This window comes from Streptomyces pristinaespiralis, assembly GCF_001278075.1.
Taxonomy (GTDB): domain Bacteria; phylum Actinomycetota; class Actinomycetes; order Streptomycetales; family Streptomycetaceae; genus Streptomyces; species Streptomyces pristinaespiralis.
In genome coordinates, this window is record NZ_CP011340.1 from 4,448,488 (window position 1) to 4,470,221 (window position 21,734).

General features: G+C 69.0%; 22 protein-coding genes. 10 read left to right on the forward strand and 12 right to left on the reverse strand.

Going from position 1 to position 21,734, the window contains the following annotated elements; translation table 11 throughout:
• The first annotated feature begins 35 nt into the window (after positions 1 to 35).
• The 3 genes from SPRI_RS18845 to SPRI_RS18855 all read left to right on the forward strand — a co-directional run bounded on the left by SPRI_RS18845 (position 36) and on the right by SPRI_RS18855 (position 4,552).
• Positions 36 to 446 carry a VOC family protein gene (locus tag SPRI_RS18845; protein ID WP_005315049.1) on the forward strand — a complete coding sequence of 137 codons (411 nt, stop codon included), beginning with the start codon at positions 36 to 38 and terminating at the stop codon, positions 444 to 446.
• Positions 447 to 661: 215 nt separating this feature from the next.
• A complete protein-coding gene (locus tag SPRI_RS18850) occupies positions 662 to 3,052 on the forward strand; it encodes an ATP-binding cassette domain-containing protein (RefSeq protein ID WP_005315051.1) in 2,391 nt (796 codons plus the stop codon).
• Positions 3,053 to 3,169: 117 nt separating this feature from the next.
• Positions 3,170 to 4,552 (forward strand): serine hydrolase domain-containing protein, encoded by a 1,383-nt coding sequence (locus tag SPRI_RS18855; protein ID WP_005315054.1) that lies wholly within the window; start codon positions 3,170 to 3,172, stop codon positions 4,550 to 4,552.
• A 91-nt stretch (positions 4,553 to 4,643) separates the two neighbouring features.
• Here SPRI_RS18855 and SPRI_RS18860 read toward each other — a convergent pair whose 3' ends face one another.
• From SPRI_RS18860 to SPRI_RS18870, 3 genes are all read right to left on the reverse strand, one after another.
• Entirely contained in the window at positions 4,644 to 5,111 is a 468-nt protein-coding gene (locus SPRI_RS18860; protein ID WP_005315056.1) for a MarR family winged helix-turn-helix transcriptional regulator, read from the reverse strand.
• Positions 5,112 to 5,227: 116 nt separating this feature from the next.
• Positions 5,228 to 6,082 (reverse strand): GNAT family N-acetyltransferase, encoded by an 855-nt coding sequence (locus SPRI_RS18865; protein WP_005315058.1) that lies wholly within the window; start codon positions 6,080 to 6,082, stop codon positions 5,228 to 5,230.
• A 4-nt stretch (positions 6,083 to 6,086) separates the two neighbouring features.
• On the reverse strand, positions 6,087 to 6,632 hold the full coding sequence (locus tag SPRI_RS18870; protein WP_005315063.1) for a hypothetical protein: 546 nt from the start codon (positions 6,630 to 6,632) through the stop codon (positions 6,087 to 6,089).
• 77 nt (positions 6,633 to 6,709) lie between these two features.
• On the opposite strand from SPRI_RS18870, the gene SPRI_RS18875 reads away from it, so the two are divergent.
• Positions 6,710 to 7,351: an HAD family hydrolase gene (locus SPRI_RS18875; RefSeq protein ID WP_005315066.1), complete on the forward strand. Its 642-nt coding sequence runs from the start codon at positions 6,710 to 6,712 to the stop codon at positions 7,349 to 7,351.
• A gap of 14 nt (positions 7,352 to 7,365) precedes the next feature.
• Here the strand turns inward: SPRI_RS18875 and SPRI_RS18880 are convergent, their stop codons facing one another.
• From SPRI_RS18880 to SPRI_RS18900, 5 genes are all read right to left on the reverse strand, one after another.
• Positions 7,366 to 7,845, reverse strand: coding sequence for an NUDIX domain-containing protein (locus tag SPRI_RS18880; RefSeq protein ID WP_005315068.1), 480 nt, complete (start codon positions 7,843 to 7,845; stop codon positions 7,366 to 7,368).
• A 61-nt stretch (positions 7,846 to 7,906) separates the two neighbouring features.
• Complete coding sequence (locus SPRI_RS18885) at positions 7,907 to 8,797, reverse strand: LysR family transcriptional regulator (RefSeq protein WP_005315070.1); 891 nt, start codon at positions 8,795 to 8,797, stop codon at positions 7,907 to 7,909.
• A gap of 195 nt (positions 8,798 to 8,992) precedes the next feature.
• A complete protein-coding gene (locus SPRI_RS18890; RefSeq protein WP_005315072.1) occupies positions 8,993 to 10,159 on the reverse strand; it encodes a cystathionine gamma-lyase in 1,167 nt (388 codons plus the stop codon).
• Positions 10,156 to 10,653 carry a low molecular weight protein-tyrosine-phosphatase gene (locus SPRI_RS18895; protein ID WP_005315074.1) on the reverse strand — a complete coding sequence of 166 codons (498 nt, stop codon included), beginning with the start codon at positions 10,651 to 10,653 and terminating at the stop codon, positions 10,156 to 10,158. Before SPRI_RS18895 ends, SPRI_RS18890 begins: the two co-directional genes overlap by 4 nt.
• A 7-nt stretch (positions 10,654 to 10,660) precedes the next feature.
• Positions 10,661 to 11,038 carry a phage holin family protein gene (locus tag SPRI_RS18900; protein ID WP_005315076.1) on the reverse strand — a complete coding sequence of 126 codons (378 nt, stop codon included), beginning with the start codon at positions 11,036 to 11,038 and terminating at the stop codon, positions 10,661 to 10,663.
• A 51-nt stretch (positions 11,039 to 11,089) separates the two neighbouring features.
• On the opposite strand from SPRI_RS18900, the gene SPRI_RS18905 reads away from it, so the two are divergent.
• From SPRI_RS18905 to SPRI_RS18920, 4 genes are all read left to right on the forward strand, one after another.
• Complete coding sequence (locus SPRI_RS18905) at positions 11,090 to 11,407, forward strand: cupin domain-containing protein (protein WP_005315079.1); 318 nt, start codon at positions 11,090 to 11,092, stop codon at positions 11,405 to 11,407.
• A 128-nt stretch (positions 11,408 to 11,535) separates the two neighbouring features.
• Positions 11,536 to 11,748, forward strand: a complete 213-nt coding sequence (locus SPRI_RS18910) for a DUF5326 family protein (RefSeq protein ID WP_037776563.1) — start codon at positions 11,536 to 11,538, stop codon at positions 11,746 to 11,748.
• A 258-nt stretch (positions 11,749 to 12,006) separates the two neighbouring features.
• The gene (locus SPRI_RS18915) at positions 12,007 to 12,774 is read left to right on the forward strand and encodes an IclR family transcriptional regulator (protein ID WP_005315083.1); all 768 of its coding nucleotides are present in this window, start codon (positions 12,007 to 12,009) and stop codon (positions 12,772 to 12,774) included.
• A gap of 132 nt (positions 12,775 to 12,906) precedes the next feature.
• Positions 12,907 to 13,341: an SsgA family sporulation/cell division regulator gene (locus tag SPRI_RS18920; protein ID WP_037774224.1), complete on the forward strand. Its 435-nt coding sequence runs from the start codon at positions 12,907 to 12,909 to the stop codon at positions 13,339 to 13,341.
• Positions 13,342 to 13,372: 31 nt separating this feature from the next.
• On the opposite strand, the gene SPRI_RS18925 is transcribed toward SPRI_RS18920, so the two are convergent.
• Positions 13,373 to 14,707, reverse strand: a complete 1,335-nt coding sequence (locus SPRI_RS18925) for a YibE/F family protein (protein ID WP_005315086.1) — start codon at positions 14,705 to 14,707, stop codon at positions 13,373 to 13,375.
• A 196-nt stretch (positions 14,708 to 14,903) separates the two neighbouring features.
• On the opposite strand from SPRI_RS18925, the gene thiC reads away from it, so the two are divergent.
• A complete protein-coding gene (thiC, locus tag SPRI_RS18930) occupies positions 14,904 to 16,697 on the forward strand; it encodes a phosphomethylpyrimidine synthase ThiC (protein ID WP_005315088.1) in 1,794 nt (597 codons plus the stop codon).
• Positions 16,698 to 16,834: 137 nt separating this feature from the next.
• On the opposite strand, the gene SPRI_RS18935 is transcribed toward thiC, so the two are convergent.
• The 3 genes from SPRI_RS18935 to SPRI_RS18945 form a co-directional block, all read right to left on the reverse strand.
• A complete protein-coding gene (locus tag SPRI_RS18935) occupies positions 16,835 to 17,665 on the reverse strand; it encodes a hypothetical protein (RefSeq protein ID WP_005315089.1) in 831 nt (276 codons plus the stop codon).
• A 145-nt stretch (positions 17,666 to 17,810) separates the two neighbouring features.
• Positions 17,811 to 18,908, reverse strand: coding sequence for a metallophosphoesterase (locus SPRI_RS18940; RefSeq protein ID WP_259372261.1), 1,098 nt, complete (start codon positions 18,906 to 18,908; stop codon positions 17,811 to 17,813).
• 181 nt (positions 18,909 to 19,089) lie between these two features.
• Positions 19,090 to 20,202 (reverse strand): LacI family DNA-binding transcriptional regulator, encoded by a 1,113-nt coding sequence (locus tag SPRI_RS18945; RefSeq protein WP_005315092.1) that lies wholly within the window; start codon positions 20,200 to 20,202, stop codon positions 19,090 to 19,092.
• A 403-nt stretch (positions 20,203 to 20,605) separates the two neighbouring features.
• Here SPRI_RS18945 and hisC point away from each other — a divergent pair, with 403 nt between their 5' ends.
• The gene (hisC, locus tag SPRI_RS18950) at positions 20,606 to 21,685 is read left to right on the forward strand and encodes a histidinol-phosphate transaminase (protein ID WP_005315098.1); all 1,080 of its coding nucleotides are present in this window, start codon (positions 20,606 to 20,608) and stop codon (positions 21,683 to 21,685) included.
• Positions 21,686 to 21,734 lie beyond the last annotated feature (49 nt).

Here is a 21,734-nt window from a genome sequence, read left to right on the forward strand (position 1 = left end):
GCGCGGGCCATGGCGCCGTAACTAGCGTGATCGCCATGGACATCAGCATTCACTGGACCTTCCTCCCGCACACCGATCCCGAGGCCTCCCTGGCTTTCTACCGCGACATCCTGGGCTTCGAGGTCCGTAACGACGTCGGATACGGCGACATGCGCTGGATCACGGTCGGCCCCGCCGACCGGCCCGCGACGTCCATCGTCCTGGAGCCGCCGGCCGCTGACCCCGGCACCACCGACGACGAGCGCCGCACCATCGCCGGGATGATGGCCAAGGGCAGCTACGCCCGTATCACCCTGGCCACCGCCGACCTCGACGGCACCTTCGCGCGGCTGAAGGCCGGCGGCGCCGATGTCGTCCAGGAGCCGACCGAGCAGCCGTACGGTGTTCGCGACTGCGCCTTCCGCGATCCCGCCGGCAACCTGGTCCGCGTCAACGAGCTCCGCTGAGGCGTCCGGCGCTCACCATCATGAGCGTGCACGGACGGGGACCGTGCAGGGGGCCGGCCACGATGCCGGTGGCGCCCCGGAGGGCCGCGTCACCGTGGCGCGTTGCCGCGGCCGTGCCGGCGAACGAGAACCAGACATACTGCTCGAATCCGTCAGGTCGAGCAGGCGACGCGACGGACACCGCGAAGGCGGCCCACCCAACAGATGGAGACACGATGAGCAAGGCCACGAGGACGGACACGCGATCGCCTGCGCTGCATGTCGCCGACAGCCACGACCTGATCCGCGTGCACGGCGCGCGTGAGAACAACCTCAAGGACGTCAGCATCGAGATCCCGAAGCGCCGTCTGACGGTGTTCACCGGTGTTTCCGGGTCGGGCAAGAGCTCGCTCGTGTTCAACACGATCGCCGCGGAGTCACAGCGGATGATCAACGAGACCTACAGTGCCTTCGTCCAGGGCTTCATGCCGACGTTGGCACGGCCCGAGGTCGACGTACTCGACGGACTGACGACCGTGATCACCGTCGACCAGCAGCGGCTGGGGGCCGACCCGCGCTCCACGGTGGGCACCGTGACGGACGCCAACGCGATGCTGCGCATTCTCTTCAGCCGGCTCGGAGCGCCGCACATCGGTCCGCCCAGCGCGTACGCCTTCAACGTCCCGTCGGTCCGGGCGAGCGGTGCGATCACCGTCGAGCGCGGTGGCAAGAAGGCGGTGAAGGCGACCTTCACCCGCACCGGCGGCATGTGCCCGCGCTGCGAAGGCAGGGGCGCGGTCTCCGACATCGACCTCACCCAGCTCTACGACGACTCCAAGTCGATCGCAGAGGGCGCCTTCACCATCCCCGGCTGGAAGTCGGACAGCTTCTGGACCGTGCGGCTGTATGCCGAGTCGGGCTTTCTCGACCCGAACAAGCCGATCCGCGACTTCACCAAGAAGGAGATGCAGGACTTCCTCCACCGGGAGCCGACCAAGGTGAAGGTCGAGGGTGTGAACCTCACGTACGAGGGGCTGATTCCCAAGATCCAGAAGTCGTTCCTGTCCAAGGACAAGGAGGCGATGCAGCCGCACATCCGCGCGTTCGTGGAGCGGGCGGTCACCTTCACCACCTGCCCCGAGTGCGACGGCACCCGGCTCAGCGAGGGGGCCCGGGCATCGAAGATCAAGGGGATCAGCATCGCCGACGCCTGCGTGATGCAGATCAGCGACCTGGCCGAGTGGGTCCGCGGTCTCGACGAGCCGTCGGTGGCGCCGCTGCTGACGACGCTGGGCCGAACCCTCGACTCGTTCGTGGAGATCGGGCTGGGCTACCTCTCCCTGGACCGGCCGTCGGGCACCCTGTCGGGCGGCGAGGCGCAGCGCGTCAAGATGATCCGCCACCTCGGCTCCTCGCTCACCGATGTCACCTACGTCTTCGACGAGCCGACCATCGGCCTGCACCCGCATGACATCCAGCGGATGAACGACCTGCTGCTGCGGCTGCGGGACAAGGGCAACACGGTGCTCGTCGTGGAGCACAAGCCGGAGACGATCGCGATCGCCGACCACGTCGTCGACCTCGGCCCCGGCGCCGGTACGGCGGGCGGCACCGTGTGCTTCGAGGGCACCGTCGAAGCGCTGCGGGCCGGCGGAACCATCACCGGCCGCCATCTCGACGACCGGGCCGCCCTCAAGGAGACGGTGCGGAAGCCCACCGGCACGCTGGAGATCCGTGGCGCGACGGCGAACAACCTGCGCGACGTCGACGTCGACATCCCGCTCGGCGTGCTGGCCGTCGTCACGGGTGTCGCCGGCTCCGGCAAGAGCTCGCTCCTGCACGGATCGATCCCGGCCGGCGAGGATGTGGTGTCGGTCGACCAGAGTGCGATCCGCGGCTCCCGGCGGAGCAACCCGGCGACCTACACCGGACTGCTCGACCCGATCCGCAAGGCGTTCGCCAAGGCCAACGGCGTGAAGCCGGCGCTGTTCAGCGCCAACTCCGAGGGAGCTTGCCCGAACTGCAACGGCGCCGGCGTCACCTACATCGACCTGGCGATGATGGCCGGCGTCGCCACACCCTGCGAGGAGTGCGAGGGCAAGCGGTTCCAGGCGTCGGTGCTGGAGTACCACCTCGGCGGCCGCGACATCAGCGAGGTGCTGGCGATGTCGGTGACCGAGGCCGAGGCCTTCTTCGGAACCGGTGAGGCGCGCACACCGACCGCGCACAAGATCCTCGAGCGGCTCGCCGACGTCGGCCTCGGCTACCTCACCCTCGGCCAGCCGCTCACCACGCTGTCCGGCGGCGAGCGGCAGCGGCTCAAGCTGGCCACACACATGGCCGAGAAGGGCGGGGTGTACATCCTCGACGAGCCGACCACCGGGCTCCACCTCGCGGACGTCGAGCAGCTGCTCGGCCTGCTCGACCGGCTCGTCGACTCCGGTAAGTCGGTCATCGTCATCGAGCACCACCAGGCGGTGATGGCACACGCCGACTGGATCATCGATCTCGGCCCAGGTGCCGGCCACGACGGCGGCCGGATCGTCTTCGAGGGCACACCCGCCGACCTCGTCGCCGCGCGCTCCACCCTCACCGGGGAGCACCTCGCGGCCTACGTCGGCGCCTGACGGAGGCTTCGCGGACACGGCGGGGGCGGGGTCGCTCGACGCACAGCTCGACGGCCTCGTCCCCGTGCCGCCGGTAATGCGGTCGACGCAGGTGGACGGCACCGATAGACCTGATCCATGACTTCAGCCATGGAAGAACTGCTGCCCGGCACTCGGCGCGCCCTGCTGCACCGCATCGCGGTGGCACAGAGCGAAGGGCGCGCACCGTCGTTCGCCGCCGCCGTCCAACGTGACGGTCACCTGGTGTGGACCGGATCCCGTAGCTCCGTCGACGGTCATGCTCCCGACGCGGACACCCAGTACCGCATCGGTTCCATCACCAAGACGTTCACCGCGGTCCTGGTGATGCGGCTGCGGGACGAGGGACTGCTCGGTCTCGACGACCCGCTGGAGAAGCATCTGCCCGGCACGGGCGTGGGCGAGGTGACCGTTGCCCAGCTGCTGGGGCACAGTGCCGGTTTGAGCGCCGAGACGCCGCCGCCGTGGTGGGAGCGGACGCCTGGGTCCACGCGTGCCCAGCTGTCCGACGTGCTCGGCGAGGAGACGGCGATGCACCCCGCCGGCCGGCGGCACCACTACTCCAACCCCGGCTACACCTTGCTCGGATCGCTGGTCGAAGCGGTCCGGGGGGTGACGTGGGGGGAGGCGTTGCGGCGGGAGATCCTCGAGCCGCTGGGGCTGGAGCGGACGAGTACACAGCCGCAGGCTCCACACGCCGGCGGCTGGGCCGTTCATCCATGGGCTGACGTGATGCTTCCCGAGCCGGTCGAGGACCTCGGGCTCATGGCCCCCGCCGGGCAGCTCTGGTCCACCCCTGCCGACCTGTGCCGGTTCGCCGCGTTCCTTGCCGCCGGTGACGAGCGGGTGCTCGGCGCGGAGTCCGTACGGGAGATGCGGGTGCCGTCCGTGCCGCTGGAGGCGGGGGAGTGGAACGGGACCTACGGCCTGGGACTCCAGATCATGCGGCAGGACGGCCGGACTCTCGTCGGTCATTCCGGCTCGCTGCCAGGGTTCCTCGCGGGATTGTGGGTGAGTGTGGACGACGGCGTCGCGGCAGTGGCCCTGGCCAATGCCACTTCGGGACCGCCGACGGCAACGGTCGCTGCGGACCTCGTGCGCATCGTCGCCGACGCCGAGCCGAGGATTCCTGAGCCGTGGCGGCCTCTGCCCGAGGTCGACCATGAGCTGCTCGAGTTGACCGGCCCCTGGTACTGGGGGACCTCTGCGTACGTCCTGCGTCTTGTCGCCGATCGGGGCGTGGAACTGGAGCCGCTGCGCGGGGGCGGCCGACGCTCGCGTTTTGTGGCTCGGGCCGACGGTACATGGGTCGGTCTCGACGGCTACTACGCCGGAGAGACGCTGCGGGTGGTGCCTCGAGGCGACGGTTCCGTGAGCCATCTGGACCTGGGCTCGTTCGTCTTCACCCGGGAGCCGTACACGCCTGGTGACGCGGTTCCTGGGGGCGTTGATCCCGAGGGCTGGCGGGGATTCCGCTTCTGAGTCACAGGTGAGGTTTCACGTGAAACCGGACACGGCCGGTTTCACGTGAAACGGCGACCGGCCGTAGGGGGCGCCGCCGCCGCGCACAGGCCTATGCCGCGGCGGTAGGTGCCTTGAGCTCCTCGACGGCCCGGACGAGCGGGGCGAGCTCCGGATCCTTCGCTGCCTCGTCGAGCGCCTCGCGGAGCGCCGCATCGTTGGTGGGCCGGGCTTCCGACAGCAGTGTGAGGCCCGCTTCACTGACGTCGGTGTAGATGCCCCGACGGTCGGTGGGGCAGAGGTAGCGGGCCAGAAGGCCGCGGTCCTCGAGTCGGGTGACCAGCCGGGTGGTGGCGCTCTGGCTGAGGACGACGGCGTCGGCGACCTGCTTCATCTGGAGGTGGCCGCCTTCGCCGCTGTGCTGGCGGCTGAGGACGTCGAGGAGGGAGTACTCGCGGACGCTGAGGTTGTGCTTCGCCTCGAGGGCCCGCCCGATGTGGGCTTCGATCCGCCCGTGGAGCAGCGAGAGAGCGCACCATCCCTGCGCGAGGGCGGTCAGGGCGGGGTCGGTCGCTGTCATGTGTCTCCTCCTCGGTGTCGGAGCGGCTTACCACCAGGGTAGGCCATAATTGCAATAGACCGCGTATGCAATTTAAAAGCGTCTGCAACTATGAGTCACAGGGCTCAGATGTCCGACTAGCCGGCCGCGACCGTGAGGGGCGCGAAACGGCGGGTCCAGTCGCCGGGGAGGTCGGGTGTGCCGAGGGTCATCACGGCGTTGAAGGCGATCGGCTCCAGGCCCTGCTCCTTCACCCAGTCGAGGAGTTCCTTGTGGCGCACGTCGATGTCGGTGCGCAGCGGTCGGTCCGTCCCGTCGGCCAGTGAGGAGATCAGAGCCTTTGCTGTCTCCGTGTCCCGGGCGATCAGTGGACCGACGACATGGGTGTCCATGTTCGGCCAGGCCGCCGCGTAGCCGGTCAGCACGCCGTCCTGTTCCGCGACGCGGAACTGGTCGGCGAACGAGGGAAGCCTCGTGATCATGTGGGTGCGGTCGAGGCCGAAGACCTCGGTGTCCAGGCGGACCACCGCGGCCAGGTCCTCGGCAGTCGCGGGGCGGGTCGACACCTGGGGGCGTGGGCCCGAAGCGGTGAAGCGGCCCCGGACCATCTCGGCACGGCCGGTCGAGGTGAAACCCAGTTCTTCGTAGAGGGGCTGTCCGTAGGGCGTGGCATGGAGGGTGACGGGGGTGCTGCCCATCTCGTGCAGCACGTGCTTCATCAGGCGGCGCCCGACGCCCTGGCGGGAGTGCCGCTCGGCCACCAGCACCATGCCGATGGCCGCGAGGTCCGTGCCGTAGTGCGTGACGACACAGGAGGTCACCAGGCCCTTGCCGTCGGGGTCATCTATGCCGTATCCCGTACCTGCTGTGAGCAGCAGACCCCACTTGTGCTCCTCCCGGGGCCATCCGCGGTCCTCGGAGAGATCGGCACACGCGGCCAAGTCGTCCTTGGTGAGGCGCCTGATGGGAAGTCCGGACAGTGGTGTCTGCATGAGGTCAGGCTGTCTGACGCGTTGATCGCTCGTCCACCACTTTTCGCGAACTGGTCAAGAGGCGCAGTCGACGGCCGCGGCGAGTGAGACCCCATGGCTTGAGGACCGAGACGACGGTCATGAACACATAGGCGGTCAGGGAGACCGCCGGCCCCATCAGAAGGTCGAGTGGTTCGGAGACCACGCCGCCCGAGGCGACGGTATCGGCGGCCCTGTCGACCCCCGGGCGGAGCATGAGGACGGACGCGGTGGTTGTCGCGAGGGTGAGCCAGAACTTGATGAACACCCACCGGTGGCGGGCCAGTCCCCACTGCGTGCCCAGTGACAGTACGAGCCCACTGGTCAGGGTGAGCAGCGCCAGGGGCAGCACCAGCCAGTCGGTGAAGACCTCCATCGAGCGGTACGAGGCCTCCGCCATGGAAGCGGATTGCGAGGTGTACGCCGCGAGCGCAAGGGCGAGCAGACCGAGGGTGAGACCGAGCCAGCCGGCCGACGCGGCGACATGGACGACGAGTGTGGTCCGGCGAACGGGACGCTTGAGTGGTTTCACGTGAAACACCGTGCCTGTCGCCCAGGATCTGCCGCGTCTGACAGCGGGAGTAATCGCGGCTACTAACCTCGGCGTACATGAGCAGACGGCCAAGGCTTCACATCTTCGATCTCGACGGAACGCTGATCCGCGGCTCGGCCGCCCCGGTCGAGATATCACGGCAGCTCGGACTGCTGGACGAGATCGGTGAGGTGGAGCGGGACCTGATCGCAGGCCGGATCGGTCCTCCGGAGTACGCGGTGCGTATCCACGCCTTGTGGACGGACCTCACCGAGGCTCATGTGGCGGCTGCCTTCGAAGCCGCTCCCTGGCTCATGGGCATCCGGGAGGTATGGAGCGAGATCCGGTCGCGCGGTGACTACTGCGCTGTGATCTCCCTGTCGCCGTCGTTCTTCGTGGAGCGGCTGCTGGGCTGGGGCGCTCACGCGGCCCACGGATCCCGTTTTCCCGACCTTCCCTTCACCCGGCCTGTGGATCCGGCGGGCATCCTCAGCGCTGCCGCGAAGGTGGAGATCGCCGGCCGGCTCTGTGCAGGCTTCGGACTGCGGCTGGACGACTGTGTCGCCTACGGGGATTCCATGTCGGATGCCGCGATCTTCGCGGCGGTGCCCACGGCGGTGGCCGTGAACGCCGACCACCATGTCGCCGGACTGGCCGGCCACACCTATGTGGGAAGTGATCTCCGTGAGGCGTATGAACTGGTGAGGTCCGCCGGATAGTTCGATCCGGCGGATCAACCCAGGTCGGGCGCGTGCATCGCCCTGACTCCTTCGATGTTGCCGTCCAGATAGTGCCGCAGCGACAGCGGCACAAGATGGACGGCGGCGATTCCGACGCGGCTGAACGGCACGCGCACGATCTCGTACCCTCCGCAGGGTTCGTCGACCTCTGGGCCGTGCCGCAGGGAGGGGTCCATGGATTCCAGACGGCAGACGAAGAAGTGCTGCACCTTCACCCCCGTCACGCCGCCGTCGGCGATGTGCTCGACGGTATCGACGAAGCACGGGACGACATCGGTGATCTTGGCGCCGAGCTCCTCGTCGACCTCGCGGTGGAGGGCGTCGACGACGGTGGCGTCCTCGGGCTCGACCCCACCGCCGGGCGTGAGCCAGTACGGGTCCACGCCGGGCTTGGTCCGCTTGATCAGGATGAGGTCGTCGCCGTCGAGCAGGACGGCGCGTGCGGTGCGCTTGACCACTGGTCGTTCGGTCATGGCAAGAGAGTGGCCCATGTCTTCGCTCTTGAAACTCCTGTGGGCGTTCTGTGCCGTGAGCTCACCAATCGGCCGCGGCGCGCAGCAGGCCCTCGTGGGCCCGGGCGATATGGGAATGGGCCAGGGTGCCGGTGCGTATGACCAGGAAGTACGTGCGCAGCGGAGGTACGGGCGGTTCGAGGAGAGCGACGATGTGGCCGCGTTCGAGGGAGTCCTCGCACAGGTAGCGCGGTAGTACGGCGAGCCCGGCGCCGGATGCCGTCGCGTCCAGAACAGCCCTCAGATCAGGCGCGATGACGGTGCCCGCTGCGGCGGGTCGTGAGTCGAAGACGGAGTGCCAGTACCGCGAGACGAACGGCAGGGACTCATGGACCTCGACCACCGGGAGCTGTTCGAGGACGACGTGGCCCTGGCGTAACACCGAGGGCCCGAGGTGGACCGCCCAGCGGGGAGCCGCGACGAGGACGTGCTCCTCGTCGCAGAGCGGCGTGGCGGTGAGAAGCCTGCCACGGGGCCGGGCGGTGGCAATGGCGAGGTCGTGGTGGCCCGCCGCGAGCCCGTCGAGGGTCTCCTCCGCGTTCCCGAAGGAGGCGCGCAGGGTGAATCCCTGGCCGATCAGGGGCGTGAGTGCGGGAAGTGCGCGCACCGAGGTGAACTCGGGCGGTCCGGCGAGATGGAGCGTGCGGATACCGGTCTCGGTGTCGAGACCCACTTCGCTTATCTCGAGCAGGGCGTCCAGATGCGGTGCCGCCCGGTGTGCGAGTTCGTCCCCGATGGTGGTCGGGGTGACGCCGCGCGCCTGGCGGAGGAAGAGCGGCCTGCCGAGCTGGCGCTCCAGTGTGCGGATCTGACCGGTGACGGCGGGCTGGGAGAGTCCGAGCAGTGCGGCGGCGCGCGTGAACGACCCGGCCCGGTGCACTGTGACGAATGTGCGCAGTAGGGCCAGATCCATGCCATGCCCTTCCCGATCCGACGTTGCCCCCGAACCCGACCAACTATAAATAAGTCGATAGGTCTCTGTCGCTAGCGTGATTGGACACTGACGCTGAGTCAACTAGCCTTGTCGGCACGGTTCTTCGCGCGCAGGAGCCGAGGGCGGTCCGAGCCATGAGGGGGGAGGCTCGGACCGCCCGTCACCGTCGGCGGATCAGCCGGTGTGGGTGGACGGGGGTACGTCCCCTGCCGGGGCGGCCGCCTCGTCCAGGGCCCGCAGCACGTCCGCGACCAGGTCGTCGCCGTCCTCGGCGCCGGCGGAGAAGCGGATGAAGCCTTCCGGGACGGCGTCGCCGCCCCACCGGCCGCGGCGCTCCGCCGTCGAGCGCACCCCGCCGAAACTGGTGGCGTCGTCGACCAGGCGCAGCCCGTCGAGGAAGCGCTCCGCGTGGGCACGGTCGGGCAGGTTGAAGGAGACAACACATCCGAAACGCCGCATCTGCTGTGCGGCGATCTTGTGCGAGGGGTCGTTCGGCAGTCCCGGATGGCGAAGGCCGCTGACCTCGGCGCGGCCGTTCAACGCCTGGGCGACGGCCAGCGCGTTGGCGCTCTGCCGGTCCGCGCGCAGCTGCAGTGTGGCGAGCGACCGGTGTGCGAGCCAGGCCTCCATCGGCCCCGGGATCGCCCCGACGATCTTGCGCCACCGCCGCACTCCGGCCGCGAGCTGCGGATCGCGGCAGGTCACGTGTCCGAGCAGGATGTCGCCGTGCCCGGTCATGCCCTTGGTGTCGCTGGCCACGGAGAAGTCGGCGCCCAGCTCGAGCGGCCGCTGGCCGAGGGGGGTGGCCAGCGTGTTGTCGACGGCGACGAGCGCGCCTGCCGCATGGGCGAGGCCGGCCATCCGCCGCACGTCGCACACGTCGAGTCCCGGGTTGGAAGGCGTCTCGAGCCACAGCAGCCGAGCCCCGTCGAGCAGGTCGGCCTGTGCGTCGCCGCCGGTCGGCGCCGTGCGTACCTCGATGCCGAACGCCCGCAGCTGCTCGTGCACCAGAGGCAGGGCCTGGTAGCCGTCGTCGGGCATGACGACGACGTCTCCCGCCTTCAGCTGCGACATGAGCACCGCGGAGATCGCCGCCATGCCGGAGGCGAACGTGACGGTCTCGACGGCCTCCCCGGGCGCTTCGAGCTCACCGATCGCCCGCTCCAGATGGGTCCAGGTCGGGTTCTCGTCGCGGCCGTAGGTGTAGGGGCCCGTCGGCTCGCCGGGCAGATGGAAGTGAGCCGCGAAAACGGGTCCGGGCAGGGTCGGTTCGTACTTCACCGGTTCCGGCAGTCCCGCCCGTACCGCCGTGGTGCCGTCCCCCTGGTTCGTGCCGGTCATGCCGCTCGCTCCTCAAGTGCAGTTCTCACGGCGTCGAGCAAACCCTTGCCCGCCGCCTCCACCATCTCCAGGCAGTCCTCGAAACCGTCCATGCCGCCGTAGTAAGGGTCGGGGACGTCGAGGTCGTCCGGCCGTGCGGGGTCGTACGCGCGCAACAGCCGCACTTTGTCGGCGTCCGCCTGCGTCGGCGCCAGGCTCCTCAGCGCCCGCAGATGCCCTTCGTCCAGCGCGACGACCAGGTCCAGGCCGCCGAACCACTCCGCGCGGAACTGCCGGGCAAAGTGGTCGGAGGGATAGCCGTTCGCCTCGAGCACGGAGACGGTGCGCGGGTCGGCGCCGTCCCCTTCGTGCCAGCCCCCGGTGCCGGCGCTGTCGACCCGCACGAGGGCGCCGAGACCGGCGTCCTCGACGAAGGTGCGGAAGACGGCCTCGGCCATCGGCGACCGGCAGATGTTGCCGGTGCAGACGAAGCAGACGCGATACGGGGAGTTCATGTGCCGCTCAGTCCTTGTCGGGCAGGACGAGGTTCAGCGCCCAGGAGACGATGGAGATGATCAGGGCGCCGAGCACCGCTGTCCAGAAGCCTTCGACGTGGAAGCTGAGGTCCAGCGTGTCGGCGAGCCAGGACGTGAGGAGCAGCATCAGAGCGTTGATCACCAGGGTGATCAGGCCGAGGGTGAGGATGAAAAGGGGCAGGGTCAGCAGCTTCACCACGGGCTTGACGACGAAGTTCACCAGGCCGAAGAGAAGAGCGACCAGGACCAGGGTCCAGGCCTTCTTGCCGGTGCTGTCACCGGTCAGTGTGATGTCCTGCAGCAACCACACGGCCACCCAGAGGGCACCGGCGTTGGCGATCGTCTTGACTAGAAAATTCATCATGTGTCTGATCGTGGCAGACGTGATCGGACCGAGTGCAGGGGCGGGACAGGCATGAAGGCATTCCGGCTGGACGAGCTCGAGGCGGAACGCGCCGCGAACGACGGGGCATATCTGCAGTTCCTGCGGGAACGGAACATGTCGGTCGGCCTGTACGCGCTGGACGCCGGTGAGATCGACCCCCAGCTGCCCCACAAGCAGGACGAGGTCTACTTCGTGGTCAGCGGCCGGGCGGCGATCACCGTGGGCATGGAGACCACGCAGGTGGGGCGCGGCAGCGTCGTCTACGTGCCGGCGGGGGTCCCGCACAAGTTCCACCACATCAGCGAGGACCTGCGGGTCATGGTGGTCTTCTCTCCGCCTGAGAGCTGACGGCCCACCCCGCCGGTCCCTAGGGGTTCGGTCAGGGGAGTTCAAGGGCTCGCGGGCCCCGTTCCGGGCTTCCGCCCGCCTAGCATCGAAGGCAGGCAAACCGGAGAAACGAGGTAGGGACGATGGCTGTGCGGGAGATGTTCACGGGGATGCCGTGGTGGGTGAAGTGGGTCGCGATTCCGGTGATCGCACTGGTCGTCTTCGGCGGGCTCATCGCGAGCGTCGTCGGGTTCGTGATCGGGCTGCTCTTCAAGCTGCTGGTCTTCGTCGCCCTCGTCGGCGGACTCGTGTTCGCCGTAAGGAAGTTCATGTCGTCCTCCAGCTCGCGCAGTGACTGGTAGCCCCATGTCCAGCGGCGGGCGCCGCCGTTAGCCCGGCCGGGGGAACGGCCGGGCAATCGGCGAACGCGCTCCGGTGCTCCCGTTAAAGTGGCTCCCCATCTGCCGCCCCTCGGCAACACCTGGAGCACGGCGCTCCCACCAGCACTTCACGGTGTCCCGGGGCCGATGCCCGTGGAGGGCTCGGGGCCGCGGCGGCCGCGCGGGGGCGGCCCCCTCGCGGGTGGGCGTGCTGCCCGCCACCATGCCTGGGGGTGACCTGTGGCCGGGGCGAAGAAAGCCGCTGCACCTACCCTGATCAGCTCCGTGCAGCGTGCGTTGAGGCTGCTGGAAGCGGCCGGCGCGCATCCGGACGGGGCTCCCGCGAAGCAGCTCGCACGCGAGGCCGGGATCCCCCTGCCAACGGCCTACCACCTGCTGCGCACCCTGACCCACGACGACTACCTGCGGCGTCGGAGCGGCGTCTACACGCTCGGGAAGGCCGTCGAACGTCTGGTGGGCGGTAAGCCGGAGAACCGGCGCACCACTGTCGAGGACTCCCTCGCCCACTGGCGGGACGCGATCGGTGTTCCCGTCTACTTCGCCGTCTACCGCGAGGGTGAGATCGACATCGTCGCGGTCTCCGACACGCCCTACGCTCCCGCCGTGCCCGAGTGGGCCGACTTCCGGGAGACCGGACACGCGCACGCGATCGGCCAGTGCCTGCTCGGGCAGCTCGACGAATCCTCGCGCCGCGATCACCTGAGCCGCCATCCCGTGCAGCCTGTGACGCCGTACACGGTGCGTGACGGGCGCTCGATGCTCGAACGGCTCTCCGTCCGTGGCTCCATGGAACCCGTCGTGGAGCGTCAGGAATATGCGCTCGGCACGGTCTGTGCCGCCATTCCGATCACTCTTGGTTGCGATGCCGCAACGATGGCCATCTCTCTTCCGTTGGACCAGGAGGCCAGGCTGCTCCCGGCAGTTGAGCAGTTGCGCACCGGAATCGGTGGGCTGTTGGGGTCACTCGCCTTCTCTATCAGTATCTGAAATATCACTCCTTGTGATCTGCTAGGCCTTCGACCACGATGGCGTCAAGAGGTCTGGGGGGATCGTTCCTGGTCGTTTCCTTCTTTTGTCAGTGCGGGTTCATTCAATGCTTCATCTGCTGCGGGGTATGTGATGCGCGAGTCGGTCCAGGCCGAGGTTCTGATGAGGTTCCTCGTCTCCGAGGAACTCTCCTTCCGGATTCCGGTGGGACTGGATTACGAGACAGGGGATCCGTACGCGGTGCGGATGACCTTCCACCTGCCCGGTGACGCGCCTGTGACCTGGGCATTCGGGCGGGAGTTGCTGCTCGACGGGATCAACGGGCCGAGCGGCGACGGTGATGTGCACATCGCGCCCGTCGGGCCGGAAAGCCTGTCGGACGTCATCATCAGGCTTCGGGTCGGCGGGGATTCCGCGATGTTCCGGGCAGGGGCGGCGCCGTTGGTCGCCTTCCTCGACCGCACGGACAAGCTGCTCCCGATGGGCCAGGAGCTCACTCTCGGTGACTTCGAACTCAGCCTGGAGGAGGCGCTCGGCCGCATCCTCGCCGAGGAGAACGCCGGCTGAGGCGGCTGCCCACCGCCGTTCAGCCGTCCCCTCACGCCTTGCGCCGCCGCCCCCTGCCCGTCCGTACCGGCGCCCCGTTCGCCTTGCCCGGTCCCGGCGGACCGGAGCGGTCCGCGGAGACCACCAGGGCGGCGAGGGCGGTCGTCACCGGCACCGAAGCGACCAGGCCGATCGACCCCACCAGCGTCCGCACGATCTCCTCGGCCACCAACTCACTGTTGGCGACGGTGCCCACGCTGGACTGCGCGATGGAGAAAAGGAGCAGCAGCGGCAGCGCCGCACCCGCGTAGGCGAGCACGAGCGTGTTGACGACGGACGCGATGTGGTCGCGGCCGATGCGGATGGCCGAGCGGTAGAGCGCCCGGGGCCCCATGCCGGGGTCGGCCTGACGGAGTTCCCACACGGCCGAGGTCTGGGTCACCGTCACGTCGTCCAGAACGCCGAGCGAACCGATGATGACTCCGGCCAGCAGCAGACCGCTCATGTCGATCTCGGGATACAGGCCGTGGATCAGACCGGTGTTGTCGTCGGTGTTCCCGCTGAGACTGGCCCAGCCGATGAACAGTGAGCCGAGCAGGCCGATCAGCAGCAGGGAGATCAAGGTCCCGAGTACCGCGACGGAGGTCCGCGCGGTCACTCCGTGGCACATGTAGAGCGCGATCAGCATGATGGCGCTCGCCCCGACCACGGCCACGATCAAAGGATTCGACCCCTGGAGGATCGCGGGCAGGATGAAGAGCGTCAGCACGGCGAACGAGACGGCGAGCGAGATCAGGGCCATCACGCCGCGCATCCGGCCGACGAGCACCACGACGACCGCGAAGATCCCCGCCAGCACCGCCATCGGGAATCCACGGTCGACGTCCGTCACCGAGTACTGGAGGTCGCGGGGGGCGTCGGGGGCGTACGCGACGACCACGCCCTGACCTTCCTTCAACTGCCGCGGTGCGTCGGGCTGGACGATCTCGACGAAGGTGCGGCCCTTGTCCTGGCCGGTGGTCACTTCGACGGTCGCCCTGGCGCACTGGCCCTGCTGCGAGTTGACCGCCTCGCGGCCCTCCGGTGTGGAGGTGTCGCCGGTCGGCGGGACCTGGGCGGCGTTGACGTCCTTGCAGTCGACCCTCTCGAGAGAGACCACCTTGCCCTGCTCGGTCTGCCGGTCGAAGCCGACGCCGGTGCGCTCATGGCCGGGTGCACCTCCCGGCCACAGCACCGCGAGCCCGACGAGGACTGCCGTCGCGAAGGGGATGAGGACGGCGGCGATGACCTTGCGGAGGTGCTGGGAGACTGGCGCGGCGGGCCCATGGCTGTGCACATGACTGTGGGCCTGGCCGTGCGGTTCTGGGGGCTGCGGCGAAGAGGTCACGGACCGATCATCGCAAGAGCGGGAGGGGCCCTCTGTTCAGCGCGCCAGATATGACGCTAGCGTGGTGGCACCTTTGCACACGCGGGAGCTCGGAGCACCGGGCTGAGAGGGCGCTGACCTTCGTACATCCGTACGGGACAGCTGCGCCGACCGCCGAACCTGTTACCGGGTAATGCCGGCGTAGGGAGTAGGTCTCATGACCGTATCGGACGCACGCACGCCTGCCTCGAACCAGAACGACGAGGCCGGGAAGTCCATCGGCTGGCACAAGGGATACGTCGAGGGTTCGCGCCCCGACCTCCGGGTGCCGGTCCGCAAGGTGCACCTCACCAACGGCAAGGACGTGACGCTGTACGACACGTCCGGCCCGTACACCGACCCGAACGTCGAGACCGATGTACGCCGCGGCCTGCCGCCGCTGCGGGAGAACTGGATCATCGGTCGCGGCGACACCGAGGAGTACGCGGGGCGGCCCGTCAGGCCAGAGGACGACGGGATCAAGCACACGTCCCCGCGCGGCGGGCTGCGCAACCTCGACGCGGTCTTCCCCGGCCGCCCGCGCCAGCCCCGCCGTGGACGCGACGGCCAGGCGGTCACCCAGCTCGCGTACGCCCGCCGTGGTGAGATCACGCCGGAGATGGAGTACGTCGCCATCCGCGAGAACGTCTCCCCCGAGGTGGTGCGGGAGGAGATCGCGGCAGGCCGGGCGGTCCTGCCGGCGAACGTGAACCACCCGGAGATCGAGCCGATGATCATCGGCAAGCGGTTCCTGGTGAAGGTCAACGCGAACATCGGCAACTCCGCGGTCACCTCCTCCATCGAGGAGGAGGTGGAGAAGATGACCTGGGCGACCCGCTGGGGCGCCGACACGGTCATGGACCTGTCCACGGGGCGCAACATCCACACCACCCGCGAGTGGGTGCTGCGCAACTCCCCCGTACCGATCGGCACCGTGCCGCTGTACCAGGCGCTGGAGAAGGTCGACGGCAAGGCCGAGGAGCTGACCTGGGACGTCTACAAGGACACCGTCATCGAGCAGGCCGAGCAGGGCGTCGACTACATGACGGTCCACGCGGGGGTGCTACTGCGCTACGTGCCGTTGACGGCGCGCCGCAAGACCGGCATCGTCTCGCGCGGCGGCTCGATCATGGCGGCGTGGTGCCTCGCGCACCACAAGGAGTCCTTCCTGTACGAGCACTTCGAGGAGCTGTGCGAGATCCTCGCCGCCTACGACGTGACGTACTCCCTCGGCGACGGCCTGCGGCCGGGCTCGATCGCGGATGCCAACGACGAGGCGCAATTCGCCGAGTTGAGGACGCTCGGGGAGCTCAACTCGATCGCCAAGCGTTTCAATGTGCAGACGATGATCGAAGGCCCCGGTCACGTCCCGATGCACAAGATCAAGGAGAACATCGACCTCCAGCAGGAGATCTGCGAGGAGGCCCCGTTCTACACCCTCGGTCCGCTGACCACCGATGTGGCCCCGGCCTACGACCACATCACCTCCGGCATCGGAGCGGCCATGATCGCCTGGTGGGGTACGGCCATGCTCTGCTACGTGACGCCCAAGGAGCACCTGGGCCTTCCGGACCGTGACGACGTGAAGACCGGCGTCATCACCTACAAGATCGCCGCGCATGCGGCGGACCTCGCCAAGGGGCACCCGGGTGCCCAGGAGTGGGACGACGCGCTGTCCGACGCCCGCTTCGAGTTCCGGTGGGAGGACCAGTTCAATCTGGCCCTCGACCCGGACACGGCCAGGGAGTTCCACGACGAGACGCTGCCGGCCGAGCCGGCGAAGACCGCGCACTTCTGCTCGATGTGCGGTCCCAAGTTCTGCTCGATGAAGATCTCGCAGGACATCAGGCGCAAGCACGGCGGCGACCTCGGAGAAGGCGGTGACCTCGCGGAGGCCGAGGCCGGCATGGCGGAGAAGTCACGGGAGTTCGCTGCCGCGGGCAACCGGGTCTATCTGCCGATCGCGGACTGACGCGGCGGCGACGCCGACGGGCGAGGGGGCGGGCCGGCACCGTGGCGTCGGCCCGCGTCCGCGGCCCAGGTACGCACCGGGCTTCGCGCCGCGGGGGCCTACCGGCCACCCGGCCCCAGGTGTGCGCCGGCTGCTGATCACTCCGGGCGGTGTTCGGGCCCGCCGAAGTCGGGGCTCGTGAAGTCCGGGCTGGTGAAGGTCGGCCGCTGTCCGGCGGTCGACCCTTCCGCGGGGCTGGAGAAGTCCGGTCCGCTGAAACCGATCTTGGGGATCCGGCTGACCGGCCTCGGCGGTGCGGTGGACGCCGGATCGGCGCTGGGGTCGGCGAGGGCCGCCCTCAGGAAGGGCAGGATCCCCCGCTCCAGAAGGGCGTGGCGCCAGGCGTCCTTCGCTCTGGACACCTCGTCCGGCAGCTCTCCGGAGGGCACCTCCTCCGCCACCTGGGCGGCGCCGTTGCGCAGGGCGGTCAGGAGCAGCCCCACGGCGGCGACCAGGATCGCGGCCGCCGTGAGCGCGCCGAAGAACCAGCCGGCCGTCAGAAGGGCGTCGGCGAACGACGGCGTCGGGCTGAGCATCTTCAGGATGTAGCCGACGAGCAGGAATATCAGCGCGGCGGTCCCGGCGAGGAGGGGGGCGAGCACCGCGATGACGGCGGCGAAGCCGGCCCCTCCGTCCTCCGCGCTCCGGCCGACGGCCGGCGACAGCACGGAGCCGTGGACCGAGGCGGCCGCCGTGGACGTGCGCATATCCCGGCGCACTTTCACATAGTGCTCGTACTCGGCCGCGGCGGAGGCCGCTATCAGTGCCGTCGCGTTGAGCGCCATGGTGCGCAACTGCTCGGCGTTGAGGCGCAGCCCCACGGCGGCGAGGTCAGGGCGTTCATGGGCGTTGCGCAGTGCTTCGTCGAGGACCCGCTGGTACTCGGCGCGGTCCTCGTTGAGCAGGTGCGGAGCGCTGTTCATGTGCATCCCCCGATGCTCCGTAGGGCCGGACGGCCCGCATCACGGGCAGTTGGGCGGAAACGGAGGAGAGTCTGCTACGGATAAGCCGATGGTAGAGCGGTTACGGCACAGCGTGACAGGGGGTTTCCGTAAATCGCCTGCCGCAGTCGGCTCAGTCCGTCAGGGGGAGTTGCTGGACAAGAAGCTTTCCGGCCATGGTCACGCCGCCGTCCATGGCGATGGCGAGGCCGTCCGCGTAGACATGCGGACCCTCGACCACCGGACGCTCGCCGTCCTCGCCGTCCTCGGTGCCCACTTCGCCCAGCAGATACGGGATGGGGCTGTGACCATGGACGATGCGCCGGCCGCCATAGGCGGAGAGCAGCTCGCGCACCGCCTCGGGGCCGCCCTCGTCGCGGAAGGCGAAGCGCTTGGTGAACTTGCGGAACAGGTCCCAGCATTCGTCCGCGTCGCCCCGGGTGAGGACCGCGTGCACGGTGTCGTTGACGTCCGCGATGGTGGACCCGTAATCGAGATACGCGGTCGTGTCGGAGTGCAGCAGCAGGTGGCTGTCCTCCTCGACGATCGCGTCGAGCCTGGCCATCCACTGCAGGTGGACCTCCTGCAGCCGGTCCATGTCCGTCTTCTGGCCGCCGTTGAGAAGCCAGGCCGCCTGGAAGGTGGCGGTGCCGGCACCGGAGTTGACGGGCGTGTCCCCGAAGCGTTTGGCGCCGATCAGCAGCAGTTCGTGATTGCCCATCAGGGCCTTGCAGTATCCGCCGGCTGCGGCGGCCTCCGCGGACAGGCGCATGACCAGGTCGATGACGCCGATCCCGTCGGGACCGCGGTCGGTGAAGTCGCCGAGGAACCAGAGCCGGGCGTTGCCCGCGGCCCAGTGCCCGTCGGCGTCGATGAGGCCCTTCGCGGCCAGGGCGGCGACGAGCTCGTCCAGGTATCCGTGGACGTCACCGACGACGTACAGCGGGCCGCGTCCGTCGGGAGCGGGCGCGTCGTCCGGGTCGACATGGATCTGGACGGTGTCGCCCGGGCCGCCGCGGCTGATGACGGGAAGGTCGCGCGCGGTGGGGGTGTAGCCCTCCGGCGGTTCGCCCTCGGGGAAGGCGTTCCCAGGATGGCCCGAATGGATCGGGTCCTGCGTGTGTGACTGCACGGGAACCTGCGCGTACGGCGGTACGCGGAAATCGCGCAACGTCGCCGTCCGGACCACGGGTCCTTGACCGGCCCCCTGAGTCATCGACCCCTCCACCACCGTCGCGCCGCCGTTCACCTCTCGGCCCAGCCTGGTCGGGGTGGTCCGCGGTGTCGTTCGCCCATCATAGGAATGAGCCAGGCGGTGTGTGACGCACCAGGGGTGGTGAAATCCTCGCGCACCCCTGGTTCGCCGGTCGTTTCGTCCCAATTGGGAAGGTCCAGTCCTTTGTGGGGACGGTTCAGTTCTTCGAGGGAGACCGCGGTGCGCTCACGGTCGTCCTCGGAGGACGGCGCTGCGACGAGGTCCTGACGATCAGTTCGGTCGGTATCACCTGTTCGACCGGCCGGTCCTCGTCGATTCCCTCGATCGCGTCGATCAGCAACTGGACGACCGCCGTCCCGATTCTGCGCGGCTTGAGCGAGAGGGTGGTGATAGGGGGCTCGGTGGTGGCGTACACGGTCGACTCGCTGCAGCACACGAGGAGCAGATCGTCGGGGACGCGCAGGCCGTACCTGCGGGCGGCGGCGAGGAGATCGGTGCCGTTGGGGTCGAAGAGCCCGTACACGGCGTCGGGCCGGTCCGGCCGGGCGAGCAGCCGGTCGGCGGCGACGGCGCCGGCGCACGGGTCGTGCGCGGGATAGGACTCGTAGACGGGGTCCTGGCCGACGCGTTCGCACCAGTTGAGGTAGGCGGTGGTGGACAGCCGGGTGTACGTGTCGGTGGTGGTGCCGGTGAGCAGGCCGATGCGGCGGGCCCCGGCGGCGGCGAGATGGTCGAGCAGATCGAGTACGGCGGCTTCGTGGTCGTTGTCCACCCAGGCGGTGACCGGGAGGGTGCCTGCGGGGCGGCCGTCGGAGACGACGGGCAGTCCCTGGCGCACCAGCTCGGTGACGACCGGGTCGTGGTCGGAGGGGTCGATGACGACGGTGCCGTCGAGGGCGACGTTCGACCAGACGTCGTGTCGTGAGGTGGCGGGCAGAATGACGAGTGCGTAGCCGCGGGCGAGCGCGGCCGAGGTCGCGGCTCTGGCCATCTCGGCGAAGTACGCGAACTCCGTGAAGGTGAAAGGTTCATCCCCGTACGTCGTCACGGTCAGGCCGATTAAGCCCGACTTTCCGGTACGGAGGGTGCGGGCCGCTGCGGAGGGGCGGTAGCCCAGCCGGTCTGCGACCTCGCGGACGTGTCGGCGGGTGGCGTCCGGGAGCCGGCCCTTGCCGTTGAGGGCGTCGGAGACGGTCGTGATGGAGACCCCGGCCGCGGCGGCCACGTCCCTGATGCCTGCCCGGCCTTGCCTACCGCTCCGGCGGGATGTGTCCGTCCGGCTCACCTGATGCTTCCCTGCTGCTGTCATGGCGAGCCGATAGTAGGGCTCGCGCAGGTGGTACGGCCGGTCGCATATGCACGCGTTGACAGGCACGTTTCTGCATGATCATTCATGCTCGACTGCCTTGCAAAGTACGGCAGTTGACCGTCATCGCCATGGAGTGTCGGGTGCCGCGCCGCTGACGCCTGGCGAAGGCCTCATGTCTCGAAGAGGTCTCAACTCATCACTACGGGGGATGCGCGCCACGGCGTGAGCCACCGGCGCGCGCCGTGCCGAAGGCGCTCCCCCCGGACAGGGCCCCTCGGAGAACCGGCTTCGAGGGGTTCGTGAGGTTCCGTGCCTCCGGCCATTCGCAGCAGAGGTGAATCCTCATAAGGTGAGCAGTATTGGTTGAGTACCGATGTGCACGGACGGTCGAGGAGGACCTGCGGTGAGCGAGACGAGCCCCAAGCTGCGCGCCGAGCTGGACGGCATCCCCACATACAAGCCCGGCAGGCCGGCGGCGGCCGGCGGCCCCGTCGCCTACAAGCTGTCCTCCAACGAGAACCCGTATCCGCCGCTGCCCGGTGTGATGGAGAGCGCGATCGCGGCGGCGCAGAACTTCAACCGCTACCCCGACATGGCATGCACCGGGCTGATGAACGAGCTCGCGGACCGGTTCGGCGTGCCGGTGACCCACCTGGCCACGGGCACCGGCTCCGTCGGTGTGGCCCAGTCGCTGATCCAGTCCACCTCCGGCCCCGGCGACGAAGTGATCTACGCCTGGCGCTCCTTCGAGGCGTACCCGATCATCACGCAGATCAGCGGGGCGACGTCCGTGCAGGTCCCGCTGACCGAGGGCGAGGTGCACGACCTCGACGCCATGGCGGACGCGATCACCGACCGGACCCGCCTGATCTTCGTCTGCAACCCCAACAACCCGACCGGCACCGTCGTGCGCCGTGCCGAGCTGGAGCGGTTCCTGGACCGGGTGCCCTCCGACGTGCTGGTGGTGCTGGACGAGGCGTACCGGGAGTTCATCCGCGACGCCGACGTCCCCGACGGGCTCGAGATCTACCGCGACCGGCCGAACGTCGCGGTGCTGCGCACCTTCTCCAAGGCCTACGGGCTGGCGGGTCTGCGGGTCGGCTTCGCGGTCGCCCATGAGCCGGTGGCCGCGGCGCTGCGCAAGACGGCGGTCCCCTTCGGCGTCAGCCAGCTCGCACAGGACGCGGCGGTGGCCTCGCTCCGCGCCGAGGACGAGCTGCTGGGCCGGGTCGGCAATCTGGTCACGGAGCGGGCCCGGGTGCATCACACCCTGGTCGAGCAGGGCTGGACGGTTCCCGAGACGCAGGCGAACTTCGTATGGCTCCGCCTCGGCGACCGCACGCTCGATTTCGCCGCCGCGTGCGAGAAGGCCGGCGTCGTCGTCCGGCCGTTCGTGGGCGAGGGTGTGCGCGTGACCATCGGTGAGTGCGAGGCCAACGATGTGTTTCTGCACACGGCCGCGACCTTCCGTAAAGAGGACTGAGCGCCCACTGCCTCCCGCCCGAAGCGGGCGAAAGGCTGCCTGACCAGTA